At 37.9% G+C, this 14,897-nt stretch carries 12 protein-coding genes and 2 pseudogenes; 3 read left to right on the top strand and 11 right to left on the bottom strand.

Annotated elements, in window-relative coordinates:
* Positions 1–83 precede the first annotated feature (83 nt).
* Positions 84–1,085 carry a gluconate operon transcriptional repressor GntR gene (gene gntR, locus E0709_RS09400; protein WP_132300419.1) on the top strand — a complete coding sequence of 334 codons (1,002 nt, stop codon included), beginning with the start codon at positions 84–86 and terminating at the stop codon, positions 1,083–1,085.
* A gap of 8 nt (positions 1,086–1,093) precedes the next feature.
* Here gntR and E0709_RS09395 read toward each other — a convergent pair whose 3' ends face one another.
* The 3 genes and pseudogenes from E0709_RS09395 to E0709_RS09390 form a co-directional block, all read right to left on the bottom strand.
* Entirely contained in the window at positions 1,094–1,390 is a 297-nt protein-coding gene (locus E0709_RS09395; protein ID WP_132300421.1) for a type II toxin-antitoxin system RelE/ParE family toxin, read from the bottom strand.
* A complete protein-coding gene (locus tag E0709_RS12305; protein ID WP_165867201.1) occupies positions 1,383–1,559 on the bottom strand; it encodes a hypothetical protein in 177 nt (58 codons plus the stop codon). The genes E0709_RS09395 and E0709_RS12305 overlap by 8 nt, the downstream gene beginning before the upstream one ends.
* Before the next feature lie 42 nt (positions 1,560–1,601).
* Positions 1,602–1,925 (bottom strand): annotated as a pseudogene (locus E0709_RS09390) (gluconokinase); the annotation flags it as partial.
* Between E0709_RS09390 and E0709_RS09385 the strand changes: the two are divergent.
* Both E0709_RS09385 and ppc read left to right on the top strand, forming a co-directional pair.
* Positions 1,912–2,124: pseudogene (locus E0709_RS09385) on the top strand (GntT/GntP/DsdX family permease); the annotation flags it as partial. The pseudogenes E0709_RS09390 and E0709_RS09385 sit on opposite strands and share 14 nt — an antisense overlap.
* Before the next feature lie 198 nt (positions 2,125–2,322).
* The gene (gene ppc, locus E0709_RS09380; protein ID WP_132300423.1) at positions 2,323–4,965 is read left to right on the top strand and encodes a phosphoenolpyruvate carboxylase; all 2,643 of its coding nucleotides are present in this window, start codon (positions 2,323–2,325) and stop codon (positions 4,963–4,965) included.
* A 113-nt stretch (positions 4,966–5,078) separates the two neighbouring features.
* Here the strand turns inward: ppc and E0709_RS09375 are convergent, their stop codons facing one another.
* From E0709_RS09375 to E0709_RS09340, 8 genes are all read right to left on the bottom strand, one after another.
* A complete protein-coding gene (locus E0709_RS09375; protein ID WP_132300425.1) occupies positions 5,079–5,234 on the bottom strand; it encodes a YoaH family protein in 156 nt (51 codons plus the stop codon).
* Between the two features lie 10 nt (positions 5,235–5,244).
* The gene (locus E0709_RS09370) at positions 5,245–5,832 is read right to left on the bottom strand and encodes a DNA glycosylase (RefSeq protein ID WP_132300427.1); all 588 of its coding nucleotides are present in this window, start codon (positions 5,830–5,832) and stop codon (positions 5,245–5,247) included.
* Between the two features lie 7 nt (positions 5,833–5,839).
* On the bottom strand, positions 5,840–7,666 hold the full coding sequence (uvrC, locus tag E0709_RS09365; protein ID WP_132300429.1) for an excinuclease ABC subunit UvrC: 1,827 nt from the start codon (positions 7,664–7,666) through the stop codon (positions 5,840–5,842).
* 152 nt (positions 7,667–7,818) lie between these two features.
* On the bottom strand, positions 7,819–8,622 hold the full coding sequence (locus E0709_RS09360; RefSeq protein WP_132300431.1) for a DUF4198 domain-containing protein: 804 nt from the start codon (positions 8,620–8,622) through the stop codon (positions 7,819–7,821).
* A 177-nt stretch (positions 8,623–8,799) separates the two neighbouring features.
* Positions 8,800–9,573, bottom strand: a complete 774-nt coding sequence (gene kdsB, locus E0709_RS09355) for a 3-deoxy-manno-octulosonate cytidylyltransferase (protein WP_132300433.1) — start codon at positions 9,571–9,573, stop codon at positions 8,800–8,802.
* Positions 9,570–10,547, bottom strand: coding sequence for a tetraacyldisaccharide 4'-kinase (gene lpxK, locus E0709_RS09350; RefSeq protein ID WP_132300435.1), 978 nt, complete (start codon positions 10,545–10,547; stop codon positions 9,570–9,572). Before lpxK ends, kdsB begins: the two co-directional genes overlap by 4 nt.
* Positions 10,548–10,557: 10 nt before the next feature.
* Positions 10,558–12,306: a lipid A ABC transporter ATP-binding protein/permease MsbA gene (msbA, locus tag E0709_RS09345; protein WP_132300436.1), complete on the bottom strand. Its 1,749-nt coding sequence runs from the start codon at positions 12,304–12,306 to the stop codon at positions 10,558–10,560.
* Positions 12,307–12,366: 60 nt separating this feature from the next.
* On the bottom strand, positions 12,367–14,754 hold the full coding sequence (locus E0709_RS09340) for a DNA internalization-related competence protein ComEC/Rec2 (RefSeq protein ID WP_132300438.1): 2,388 nt from the start codon (positions 14,752–14,754) through the stop codon (positions 12,367–12,369).
* Positions 14,755–14,897: the final 143 nt, after the last annotated feature.

Raw genomic sequence — 14,897 nt, 5'->3', positions numbered from 1 at the left:
TAAGTGAATAATGAAATTATTATACGGTAATTTTATTCATTTAGTGTATTATAATTCCACAATCAATTTACATTCTATTTAATATGCCAACTAAGAAAAAACGCCCAACCCTACAAGATATTGCTAATCATCTCGGTATAACTAAAATGACCATTAGTCGCTATTTGCGTAATCCTGATGCGGTGGCAGCGGAAACTCGAGAACGAATTGCGGTTGCCATTGAGCAATTTGGTTATATTCCTAACAAAGCACCTGATATGCTTTCTAATGCCAAAAGTCGGGCGATTGGGGTATTGGTGCCATCTTTGACTAATGCAGTATTTGCAGATGTGTTAAAGGGCATTGAGATTGTGACGGATCAAGCAGGTTATCAAACCATGTTGGCTCACTATAGTTACAGTGAACTTAAAGAAGAACAACGGATTGAAAGTTTACTTTCCTATAATGTGGATGGCTTAATTTTGTCGGAAAATCAACATAGCCAACGGGTATTAAAAATGCTGGAAGTGGCAAATATCCCCGTCGTGGAAATTATGGATACAACGGAACTAGGCGTTCAGCAAGTAGTGGGCTTTGACAATATTTCGGCGGCACAGGCAATGGTTGAAACCATGATTTTGCGTGGTTATCAACATATTGTGTATTTTTCCTCTCGCCAAGATAAACGTACGTTGTTAAAACAACAAGGTTATGAAAAAGCAATGAAAAAACATCATTTAAAACCAATTACTATTGGCTCACTACAAGCATCGTCATTTACCCAAGGGGCAGAATTTCTGCAACAAGCCTTGAAACAACATCCTGATCTCAATGGCATTTTTTGTACTAACGATGACTTAGCTATTGGTGCCTTATTTGAATGCCAGCGGTTAGGAATAAAAGTACCAGAACAAATTTCAATCGCCGGTTTTCACGGTCACGATGTGGGACAATCGCTCACCCCACAGTTGGCATCTGTCATCACTCCAAGATTAGAAATAGGCAAAATTGCTGCTCAAGAATTATTAAATCGTATTAATGGCATCCCACAACAAAGTCGTATTATTAATTTGGGTTATGATATTCATTTGGGTGAAACGATGTAATTTATTGATTATTGGCTAAAAGGTGGATATATTCGGCTACTATGAATCACTGACAAAATAACCACTTCATCTGCGATTTCATTAAAATCATACACAATTCTGTATTTTCTTGCAAAGGCTTCTCTTGAGCCATCATCTCGCAAACGCCCAATAGCAAGTGGCATAAACGCAATTCGTTCTATTTTTTCATAAATTTCATCAGATAACCGGATTCCGCTTACATCAAATCCTGTAAATTCAACAACATTAACTAAAATTTCGTTTATCTGTTGTAATGCTTGCGGAAGAATTGTTAATTTAGGCATAAACAACGTTTTTAATAAAATCATCTAATTCTTGTGATTTACGCTCAATCACTTGTTTAGAACTGGCTTTTGCTTGTTCTAAAGTAAAACCTAAGCCTGCTTGTTTTTCTTCCCGACCTTTGCGAACACATTCATTCACAAACTCATCATAACCTTTTTCTTTAAACATAGACTTGTTCTCGTAGATATATAAACAGGTCAATTATAATCCTTATTCTTTATGCTGTAAATCTAATAACGGTTCCAACGCCCTAACACACCGCTCCACCACCTCATCAAAACTACCGTCAATATCAATGGCAATTACATCTGGCTCATCGGCTTGTGGAATTTCCAAGGTATCAAATTGGCTTTTCAGCATTTCTTCTTTCATAAAATGCCCTTTGCGTTGTTTCATTCGTTCCAAAATCAACGCAAAACTGCCGTGCAAAAACAAGAATTTCACATTTTCATTGCCATCTCGGATCAAATCACGGTATTTTTTCTTTAAGGCTGAACACACAATAATGCCTTTTTCGCTTACAGGATTAAGCGAATTTGATCTCTGCTTTATCGTGATTTCCATTGCATCAGGGGCAACGGTGTTGGCTCATGTCAACGACAGCGGTTTCTGGCTGGTGAGCCGTTTCCTTGAAATTGACACCAAAACCATGTTTAAAACATGGACAGTGCAAGAAACCTTAATTGGTTTGGTGGGATTTGGATTGTCTGTAATTGGTAGTATTTTACTTTAATCTCTTATTAACATTTAAAAACTGCGGTAAAAATCACCGCAGTTTTATTAGAAATAATCTATCAAAGTAGAATATATAATAAATATTTTCTAACAATAATCACAATTTACTATTATTTATCTATATAAAATTTGCATATTTTCCTATTTTTAGGTATATCTACAAGTATCTTTTTATTTTTATCGCGGAGAGCATTTTATGACACAAGAATATTCTGTTATGCGAAACAACATCAATATGTTGGGGCATTTTTTAGGCGAAACTATTAGTGAAGCGCAAGGTAGCGATATGCTGGATTTAATTGAGAATATTCGTATTCTTTCACGTAACTCGCGTGCGGGTAATGATAAAGCACGTCAGGAGTTATTAGCTATTTTATCTACTATTTCTACCGCCAATATAATCCCTGTAGTGCGTGCTTTTAGTCAATTTTTGAATTTAACTAATGTGGCGGAACAATATCAAACCATTTCTCGTCATCATTATGATGAAGTATCTTCCACACGTTCTATTGCGTCGCTATTTAAACGCTTAAAAGCACAAAATGTATCGAAAGATCAAGTGATTAAAACCATTGAAAATTTATTAATTGAATTAGTTCTCACCGCACACCCAACAGAAGTGACGCGCCGTTCTTTAGTGCATAAACAAGTGGAGATTAATAAATGTTTAAGCAAATTAGAACATGACGATTTAACAGACGGTGAACGCAATAGCATTGAACGCCGTTTATTGCAATTAATTGCTCAAGCATGGTACACCAATGAAATCCGTACTGTCCGTCCGACACCATTTGATGAAGCTAAATGGGGCTTTGCGGTGATTGAAAATAGCCTTTGGACAGCCGTACCAGAATTTTTACGTAAATTGAATGATAATGCCAAAACTTATTTGGGCTATGAAATTCCAGTGAATTTAATGCCTGTGCGTTTTTCTTCTTGGATGGGCGGAGACCGTGATGGTAACCCATTTGTCACCGCTGAAGTCACTCGTAATGTATTATATTTAGCTCGCTGGAAAGCGGCAAATTTATTTTTAGGTGATATTCAAGCATTAGTGGATGAACTCTCTATTGCACAATGTACTCCTGAATTTCGTGCCAAATATGGCAATCATGTAGAACCATATCGTGAAGTCATGAAAGGGTTACGTACCAAATTAAACAATACACTAGCTTATTACAATGATTTATTAGCTGGTCGTATGCCACATTATACGGAAGAGGATATCATCACTCGAGATGAACAGTTATGGCAACCGTTAAATGACAGTTACCATTCCTTGCTCGCTTGCAATATGAAAATTATTGCCAATGGCTTATTGCTAGATAGCCTACGACGTGTGCGTTGTTTTGGGGTCACACTCTCTCGTTTAGATATTCGCCAAGAAAGCACTCTCCACACTGATGCCATTGCAGAAATTACTCGTTATATTGGTTTAGGCGATTACGCCAGTTGGACGGAAGATGATAAGCAAGCATTTCTAATTCGTGAATTAAGTTCACGCCGCCCATTGTTACCACAAAATTGGATACCGTCCGCAAAAACTAAAGAGATTTTAGATACTTGTAAAATTATAGCGCAACAGCCAGAAGGTGTGATTTCCTGTTACATTATTTCTATGGCTCGTACTGCCTCAGATGTATTAGGTGTGCATTTGTTATTAAAAGAAGCTGGCGTACCTTATCATTTGCCTGTAGTACCATTATTTGAAACATTGGATGATCTTGATGCTTGCGAAGACGTGATGACGCAATTATTTAATGTGGGTTGGTATCGTGGCGTGATTAATAATAAACAAATGGTGATGATCGGCTATTCTGATAGTGCTAAAGATGCAGGGATGATGGCAGCTTCTTGGGCGCAATATCGTGCACAAGAAAGTTTAGTCAATCTTTGTGATAAACTCGGCATAGAACTCACCTTATTCCATGGACGCGGTGGCACAATCGGGCGTGGCGGTGCACCTGCACATGCGGCACTACTTTCACAGCCGCCTCGTTCTTTAAAAAATGGTTTACGTGTCACTGAACAGGGAGAAATGATCCGCTTTAAATTGGGATTGCCAGATGTGGCAATTGAAACCCTTGATCTCTATGCTAGCGCTATTCTAGAAGCCAATTTATTACCACCACCTGAGCCAAAAGCACAATGGCGGGAGATTATGGATCAGCTCTCTCAATCTTCTTGTGAAATGTATCGCAATGTGGTACGTGGTAATAAGGATTTCGTACCCTATTTCCGTAGCGCAACCCCAGAACAAGAATTAGCCAAATTGCCACTGGGATCTCGTCCTGCCAAACGTAATCCTAATGGTGGTGTAGAAAGCCTACGTGCCATTCCTTGGATCTTCGCTTGGATGCAAAATCGCTTGATGCTGCCCGCTTGGTTAGGGGCTGGGGCAGCTTTGCGCCAATCCATTGAAAGGGGCAAACAAGAAGTGATCGAAGAAATGTGTCATCACTGGCCATTCTTTAATACTCGAATTGGTATGTTAGAAATGGTCTTTAGCAAAACCGATATTTGGCTTTCTGAACATTACGATCAGCGTTTAGTGAAAAAAGAGCTCTGGCATTTAGGTCAATCGTTGCGTGAACAGCTTCAAGCAGATATTCATACGGTACTTGAGCTTTCGGGCAAAGGTCATCAATTAATGTCCGATTTGCCTTGGATCGCAGAATCTATTGCCTTGCGTAATGTTTACACCGATCCATTAAACCTATTACAGGTAGAACTGTTAAGCCGCTTACGTCAAGATCCTGAACAATCCAATCCTGATTTAGAGCAAGCCTTGATGATTACTATTACAGGTATTGCCGCGGGTATGCGTAATACAGGTTAACTTTTAAATAAGGTAAATTGATAAAATAATTGGTTAAAGCTTTATAGCAATTAGCTTTAACCACTATTTTGAAAATACCTAAAAACCGATCCTGTTGCCTAAATTCGACGTTTTCATTCCCTATCTTTCTGATAAGATTCTCGCAATTCTTCTGCCACGCGTTTAATCGCTTGTCCTGCCGGAATCCCTTGTGCCATCAATTTTTGTATATGTTCCACGGCTTGTTGTTGCTGTTCATGGGTTAAACCTAATAATGCGTTATCTAACATATTATTTCCCTTATAAAATACCCGCTAATTTAAAAAAATATTGATAGGCTTCAGCTTTTTTCTCAAAGCTGAGTGGATAAGCCCTTGATGTGGACGGTAAGCGATATAATTTTAGTTCTCTCCCAGCAAAAGAAAAATCGATAAACTCATTCGTTTTCGGTTCTTTTAGTTTTTCGGGTAATAAACTTAATAACGTCTCGGTGGCTTTTCCGCCAGTTGTGAAAATCCATTGGCAATCTGGAAGTTGTTTAAGTACCTTTGCTAGATTCACAGGTTCAACAATTTTAAGAAATTTATCAGAGGCATTGCCTTGTTCACGAATTGCTTTTTGTACCGTTGGACAACTTGCAATTCCCCTTTCTATTAAGAAATTTTTTATCCGTTCAGGATCAAAACATTTTTCATTTTTCACTTGAAAATAGTGTTTATCGTTAAAAAATACTAAACCATAAATTCGCCACATATCATTTTGAAAATTCGGATAATGAAATTCCATACAACGCTTTTCAACGGTTGGCGGGAATGTTCCCATCATCATCACTTTCGCTTGTGGCGGTAACACGGGAGGAAATGGGTGAGTTTCAATGATCGCTTGCATGACAACTTTAACTCTTTAATGTATCAAAAATCAATTCTGCTAAATCTTTAGAAATGCCCGGTACACTGGCAATTTCATCAATGGTGGCATTTTTTATCCCTTGCATACCACCGAGATATTTTAATAACGCCTGACGACGTTTAGCTCCCACGCCAGCAATGGTTTCTAATCCACTTTGGGTAAAGGCTTTCTGGCGTTTTTTACGATGTCCTGTAATCGCATGGTTATGACTTTCATCACGGATATGTTGGATTAAATGTAAAGCGAGATTATCAGGATCTAAATGCAATTCCTTACCTATTTTGCTTAAAATCAAGGTCTCCTGCCCTGCTCGACGATCGACACCTTTGGCTACACCAATTAAGTGCGGTTTATTTTTATCCCATTTCACTTTTAATTGTTCAAATACTTGTAATGCCCGATTTAGCTGCCCTTTGCCACCATCAATAAAAATAATATCAGGAATTTTATCTTCGTCTAGTTCTCGATCATAACGTTTTTTTAATGCCTGTTCCATCGCGGCATAATCATCACCTGCCGTAATACCATCAATATTAAACCGGCGATAATCAGATTTTAATGGTCCATTGTCACTAAACACGACACAAGATGCGATGGTTTGTTCCCCCATCGTGTGACTGATGTCAAAACATTCCATTCGCTTAATATTTTCAATGCCTAATAAATTTTGTAAGGCTAAATAACGCTCACTAATCAAACTGGTTTCTTTTAGTTTTAACGTTAAAGCTGCTTTAGCGTTCATTTGAGCAAGTTGCAAATATTTGCTTTTATTACCTTTACTGTTATCCTGAATCATCACTTTCCGTCCAACTTGATCGGATAATAGACTTTCTAACTCAGCTTTTTCATCTAATTTATGATCAACAATAATAGTATTCGGTACCGTTCGCCCTTGGTGAGCTTGTAAATAAAATTGTCCGACAAAGGTGGCGGTTAATTCTGCTAAATCAGTATTTGCTGGCACTTTCGGAAAATAACTACGATTGCCTAATACTTTACCTTGTCGAATAAATAATACTTGCACGCAAGCCACTCCTAACTGGTAAGCAATAGCGATAATATCCATATCATCTAAACGATCTTGGCTGACAAATTGTTTCTCCATCACCGAACGCACTGCCTGAATTTGATCACGGAAACGAGCGGCATTTTCAAAATCAAGTTCATTACTCGCCTTTTCCATTTTGCTGATTAAATGATCGATAACTTGATTATCTTTGCCCTGTAAAAACAATCTCGCATACTCTACTTGAGTATTATAGTCTTCGTCTGTCACTAAGCCACTTACACAAGGGGCAGCGCAACGTCCAATTTGATATTGCAAACAAGGGCGAGAACGGTTGTTATACACCGAATTTTCACATTGCCGAACCGGAAATAATTTTTGTAACAAAGACAAGGTTTCACGCACTGCTCCAGCGTGGGGATAAGGTCCAAAATATTCCCCCGCAATTTTTTTTGAGCCACGATAAGCCGTGATTCTCGGGTGACGTTCTTTGGTGAGTAAAATATAAGGGTAGGACTTATCGTCTCTTAGCAAGACATTATAACGTGGTTGATAAGTTTTAATATAATTATGTTCAAGTAATAAGGCTTCCGTTTCAGAACTGGTAATAGTGGTTTCAATGCGACAAATTGCAGAAACTAAAGCCTCGGTTTTTTTACTGGATAAATTAGCGCGAAAATAGCTAGCAAGACGTTTTTTCAGATGCTTCGCTTTTCCCACATAAATAACCTGATCGGCTTTATCAAACATACGATAAACTCCGGCATCATTAGTCACATTTTTGAGAAAAGATTTGTGATCAAACATAAAAACGTATTTTATCCTTAAAACAAGACCCTTGTATATACACAAGGGTCCATCTGATATACCTATTTTGGATAAACATTAAAATCCATAGGAACAATTTTTCGCAGAACTATTCTTTTTTTTATTATGTCAAATCCTACCGGTAATTTCAACTAATGGTATTGTTTACCGATATTAAAGGTTAATGTCGCATAATGCTTCGCCACTTGACATTGTGCAGGATCGTTAAATGGCACCTCATAAGTCACTTGAGCTTTCCAAAAACCCTGACGTAATGGAATAATATTTACTGTGCCATCATCTGCCGTCACATCAGAAAAAGCCTGTGCTTCTACTTTATGTGTTTTAGTATTATCTGCGGTATCAAACCCATCAAAAGTCGCCGTTAACGTCACATTTGGCAAGGGTTCACCGCGATAGAGCACTTTCACTTTAAATAAATCACTCACATTAATATTGGCAGGATTATCCATCGGCACAATTTCTAACTCGTGTCCTATTTGTTTGGTAATCACGTCAATACCTGCACTTTCATGCCCTACATTAACAATATTTTTACCATACATGGAAGTTAATTCACAATAGGTCGCTTTTGGCGTATCTTTCATATCCGCTTGTTTCCAACCTTCCGCATTTTTCGACCAAAACATCGGTTTATATTCTGCCGCAACAATATAACTCCCTTCTTGTACGGGTTTTTCTGTTTCAAAATGGTAGTTTTTATCACCTTTTTGCACTAATTTTTGTTTGCCTTGTGCGGTGAATAAAGTCATACCACGATCAAAAAAATGTAATCGTTTTTCAGAAATTTGCTCTAATGTCGGAAATTCACCATAACCTAAATCAGCTTTTAAAATTTCATCGCCATGAGTATGATCAGTTTGCACCCAAACACGGTGAGCTTGTGCGGAAATCGCTAAAGAACATAATAATGTGGCTAAAAGTGCTTTTTTCATAAAATACCTACTTAATATTGATTTACTTATTTTTTAATAGAAAAGAAGTGGCTATATTAATAGATTAATTTTAACTTGTAAAGCCAAATTAAACTAAAATAAAAGGCTAAGGGGAATAATTAATTTTTCAATATAAAAAAAGAGCTTTCGCCCTTTTATATTTCACAGGATCTAGAACTAACCTAAAATTAACCGCACTTTTGCCAAATCTTCAGGTGTATCCACCCCTACAGCGGGAACTTCTTTTGCAAGTTCAACGTGGATTCGTTCACCATTCCATAGCACTCGTAATTGCTCAAGGCTTTCGATTTGCTCGAGTGCTGTCGGTTGCCATTGTACATATTGTTTGATAAAACCGGCTCGGTAAGCATAAATACCGATATGTCGCCAGTAACAAGGTTGTAATATTAATTCAGATTGGATTAATTCACCTTTTTGTAAAAGAGCAAATTGATCACGATCCCATGGAATCACTGCCCGAGAAAAATACAATACATAACCATCTTTATCAGTTAACACTTTCACCGCATTTGGATTAAACAGTTCTTTAGGATCATCTATTTTTACCGCAAGGCTTGCCATATTAACTTGGTATTTTTGTAAATTTTCTGCAACTTGTTGCACAATGACAGGAGGAATTAATGGTTCGTCGCCTTGAATATTGACGATAATTTCATCATCAGGTAAGGCTAATTTTTCAACTACTTCCGCAAGACGTTCTGTACCTGAATTATGTTTTTCCGATGTCATACAAACTTCACCAGCAAAACCCCGCACTACTTGTGCAACTTGTTCATTGTCGGTTGCCACAATGACACGACTTGCCCCAGATTGTTGAGCCTTTTCCCACACATGTTGAATCATCGGTTTACCGGCAATATCTGCCAGAGGTTTACCGGGTAACCGGCTTGAAGCAAAACGAGCTGGAATAATTACGCTGAATGTTGTCATTTGTTATCCTTGGTAAACATAATGATTTTATCTAAAAGTGCGGTTGTTTTTTGTCCTGAAATTTCAGCATCTACGGGGACATACCACCAATTTTGCTGGGAAAATTTACCGCACTTCACTGCATCTTTTTCGGTCATTAATAAAGGTTGATTTTTGTCAAAAGCATTAAATAATGCTGCACTATAGGCTTGGTGATCGGCAAAAGCCTGAATCTTGTTCAATTCAATATTTAAACCCTGTAACATAGTAAAAAAACGTTGTGGATTTCCTATACCTGCCATAGCTTGAGCCTGTTTAATTTCACTTAATAAACGTTTTTCACCTGTCACTAAATTAATCGCATAATGGGGAACTAATTTCATCACCGCATCTGTATAAGCATTTGCTGCCCCATTGGTAATCACAAAATCAACGGTTTTTAATCGGCTTGCATTTTCACGTAATGGACCCGCTGGCAATAATAAACCATTTCCCAAACCACGCTCGGCATCCATCACAACGATTTCAATATCTCGCTGTAATTTATAATGTTGAAGACCATCATCACTGATAATCACATCACAGTCATGCTCTTTCATCAATAATTCAATAGCCTGTTGGCGATTGTGCGAAATACAAACCGGTACACCTGTACGTTTAGCAATTAACAACGGTTCATCACCGGATTGAATAGGATCATCATCAATTTTGACTAAACGTGGATAATAATCCGATTTACTCCCATAACCACGAGAAATGACACCGCAGTTTATACCACGCTGTTGTAATTGGTCCACCAACCAAATGGTTACTGGCGTTTTTCCATTCCCCCCGACACTCAGATTTCCCACAATCACCACTGGTACCGGGCAACGATACGATTTTAATATCCCCGATTTAAATAGAAAGCGACGAAAACTACTGATTAAACTAAATAACCATGAAAAAGGTAATAATAAGTAAGCAATCTTTGAGTTGCTATACCAGAAGTTCATCGTCTCATCCCTAATGTGAAAACTGCATAGCATGCAATTGTTTATAAGCGCCACCTCGAGCAAGCAGATCGCTATGGCTACCACGCTCTTTTACTTCGCCATGCTCAATCACAATAATTTCATCAGCTTTTTCAATGGTGGATAAACGATGAGCGATCACTAAAACGGTACGATCTTTTTGCAAGATTTCCAGTGCTGATTGAATAGCTCGTTCAGATTCTGTATCGAGGGCAGAAGTGGCTTCATCCAAAATAAGTACCGGTGAATTTCGCAATAACGCACGGGCAATGGCTAAACGCTGGCGTTGTCCTCCTGACAAACTTGCCCCATTTTCACCGATGACGGTATCTAAACCATTGTCTAATTTTTCAATAAATTCCATCGCATGAGCTGCATGAGCCGCATCAATAATTTGTTGGCGACTGTACTTATCTGTGGCAGCATAGGCAATATTATTTGCTACCGTATCATTAAATAAATGGACTTGTTGCGATACTACGGAACATTGTTCACGTAAGTTACTTAAACGGTAATCTTGAATATTTACACCGTCCAACAAAATTTCGCCTTGTTCAATATCATAAAAACGTGTGAGCAAATTCGCTATGGTAGATTTACCTGAACCAGAACGCCCCACTAATGCCACGGTTTTACCTTGCGGAATAGTTAAAGAAATATGATTTAACGCACGTTCTTCCTTACCTTGGTAAGCAAAGCTTACATTTTTAAATTCTACATTGCCTTTAGCTCGTTCAACTTCGTAGGTGCCATTATCTTTTTCTGTGTCTAAATCTAAAAATTCAAATAGGGTTTGACAAGCCGCCATACCGCGTTGGAATTGAGAATTTACATTAGTTAAGGATTTTAACGGTCGCATCATTGCCATCATGGAAGAAAACACAACAGTAAAAGAACCGGCGGTTAAATTTTCACTCATCACTTCAGGAAAGGTTGCTACATAAAGTACGGCAGAAAGGGCAAAAGAAGCAATTAATTGTACCAAACCATCGGAAATACCATCCGCTGACACAATTTTCATACCTTTACGTCGCATATCATTACTCACGTCATTAAAACGTTGTTCTTCGACTTTTTGACCGCCAAAAGAAAGTACGACTTTATGTCCTTTCAACATTTGTTCCGTAGTAATGCTTAACGCTCCCATACTCTCTTGAATATTCCGACTTAACTGGCGAAAAATTTTGGATACTAACCCAATTAATATCCCGATAATCGGTGCAACAATAAATAGCACAATAGACAGTTGCCAACTGGTATAAATCATCACCACAAAAAGGGATATGAGATAAGTGCCTTCACGCACAATCGTTACTAAAGCACTGGAAGATGAACTGGCGACCATTTCACTATCGTAGGTCACTCTAGAAAGTAAACGACCTGTTGGATTTTGATCAAAGTAGTTCACTGGCATAAACATTAAATGCTTAAATAAACGGCGACGCAAGGTCATCACTACTTTGCCTGAAACCCAAGCTAAACAATAGCTTGCTACATAGTTAGTTAAGCCGCGAAACAGTACAAAGGCGACAACTAATACCGCCATTAATTTAAGAAAATCATGATCAGCCTGCCCGAAACCCTGATCTAATAAAGGTTTAAGTAAATAGATTAAACCAGAATCCACGAGGGCATTTAGCACTAAAGCAATTGCAGCCGCAATCAAACCCGACTTAAATACACTAATTGTCGGCCACAAGCGTTTAAAGGTTTTAAATACCGAGATATCTTTTTCTTTCATAATCACATCTTCATTTTTAAAATTGTTGGCATTGTACAATCATTTTAATGATTATCCAACTTAATCACGCGCTTGAACATCAATAATCTGTTGATACCAAGGACTCAACTCATTTCTAGCAGTCACTATCGCGGTGTTATCCGCATAAAATCGCACAGAAATTTGTCCCGCAACTGCGGTATTATACACCGCGCTTTTAGCTTGACGTAAACGTTCTATCACGCCTTGATTAGGAAAATGCCAAGGATTCCAACGACCACTAGAAATCAACGCTATATCAGGTTTAATTTTATTTATAAAATTTATTCCTGTGGATGTTTTACTCCCATGATGCCCAACTTGTAACACCTCTACTTTAGATAATGTTGATAGAATCCGTTGTTCTATAGCAATATCTGCATCTCCCGTTAGTAAGACAGTATGCGTAGCTTGTCGCATTAATAATATACAAGAATCTCGGTTCTCTGCTCGTTGTACAAGCGTATCTGGGGATAATGCACTTATCTTTATCCCTTGCCATTCCCACTGTTCACCTTTCTTACAAAAACCGCGGTAGTTTTCGCCATAGTTTTTATAGGATGGACTGATAAACACAGCATCTGGAAACATCTTTATTATCGCACTTGCCCCGCCAGCATGATCATTGTCATCATGGCTGACAATGACATAATCTAACTTAATTCCTTGTCGTTGCAAATAAGGTATAATTTCAAGTTCTACCATCGATCCACCTTGCCAACTTGCTCCAGTATCGTACAAAATTCCATGTTGATCTTTCACAATTAATGTGGCTAATCCTTGTCCCACATCAAGGGTTTCTACTTGCCAATCTGAACGATAAAAATAATGTCCACAAAGTAATGTAGTACAAGCTAAAATAAACAGGATCAAGCCTTGTTGCATACGATTATAAAGAATGGGAGATAAACTACGATCTGATTTTAAGGAAAAGTAAGGCGGTCTTTGCTGATAATTGGCAACGTTCTGAGTTGGACCATAAGTTTTATATAAGGCTACCCATAATATAAACGCTAATAAAATATTTAAATACAAACTTTGCAGATAAGACAAATTCAGCCAACTATGTTGAAAAAGCGAAAGTAAATCGGTAATTTTATCGGCTAAAAAATTTGCTATTTGCCAACTATAAAAACCGCCATGACTAAATACCGCCAATAACACAATAGGCACCAGTAAAAAGCTATATAGAGGTACTATTAATAAATTTGCGACAAAGCCTTGTAACGAAAACCCATGGAAAAAAGCCAGTTGAATCGGAGTAAATAAACAAAATAAACCTAACTGTAAGTGAAATAATGCAAAAATCCACCGCACTTTTGGCGACAGAGGTAAACCACGCCACCTCATTAAATGCAATGGGAAAAGCTGATACCATAAAATTAAGCAAGCTACTGCCCCGATGGATAACCAAAAACTCGTGGATAAAATCATTAAAGGATCGCATAGCAACAACAATGCCACTACCCGAACATAGAGTTGCCATGCAGTACAATAGGCTCGATAAAAACGCAATAATATCACTATTAATATCGCTAGAATGGCTCGCAAGGTAGGAATCGCAAAACCCGCTAATTGTGCATATAATAAAGCGAGTATTACCCCGCCACATAAAGGCAGAATAGGGGTTATTTTTCGGGTAGGTAAAAAATACTGTATCACTCGAACTAACCAAAAACCGAGTGCCATCGCCAAGCCGATATGCAGTCCAGAAATCGCAATTAAATGAGCCGTGTTGGTTTGTTGATAGCGTTGCCAAATCTCTGGATGTAACCATGCTCGCTCACCAAAGCCAAGGGCGAGTAAAAGTCCTTGTTGGGTTAATCCTTGGGTTTGTACCAAACTATGTGCTAAACGTTGTTCTCGCCACGAAAAATCCTGCGAAATTTTGACCGCACTTTTTACCGTTCCCCATGCTTGAATATCTTTGGCAAAATACCATGTTTGTCGATCGAAACCACCTATATTTAAACGAGATGAAAGCGGTCGAAGTTGTAATTCACCTTGCCAAATTTCACCTAGCCTAGGAACCTGATCTACTTTCCAACTGGTATAAATCCGCCTTTTGGGCTGTTCTGTTTCTATCACCAAAGATTGATAATCTCCTTGATGTTGAATTTCCACGATACGAAACATCGTTTGAACTTTTTGAGGTGTGATTTGGGCTTGTTGCAAGGCACTCAGTGCAAAGTAATGTGCGTAACCAACACATACTAGCAAAATTAACGCTCTATTTAGCCATAATATAACGAATTGTTTTCTAGCCACAACGATTCGCAATATAACAACAATAAAAAATAAACTCGTACAAACTTGCCAAGATAATAAAAATTTCGTGGGTAAAAAATATAATGAAATAACCGCTAAAATAACGCTATACACAATAGTATTTATATTTATTTGATTGATTACTCTTAAAATTATCTGCATGTTAAACCGTACTTTATCTAGCTATAAACATCATGTGCCAATTCCGTTCAAAGAATACACAAAATATCGCAAAAGCCTATCGCAAAAATAGAAAATCTCGCAATCATTTCTTTCATTTTTGGAACTTAGATCACATTTTTATG

It is taken from the genome of Lonepinella koalarum, assembly GCF_004565475.1.
GTDB classification, from domain to species: Bacteria; Pseudomonadota; Gammaproteobacteria; order Enterobacterales; family Pasteurellaceae; genus Lonepinella; species Lonepinella koalarum.
Note: the sequence above shows the minus strand (reverse complement) of the source record. Positions and strands in the feature narration are given on the sequence as shown.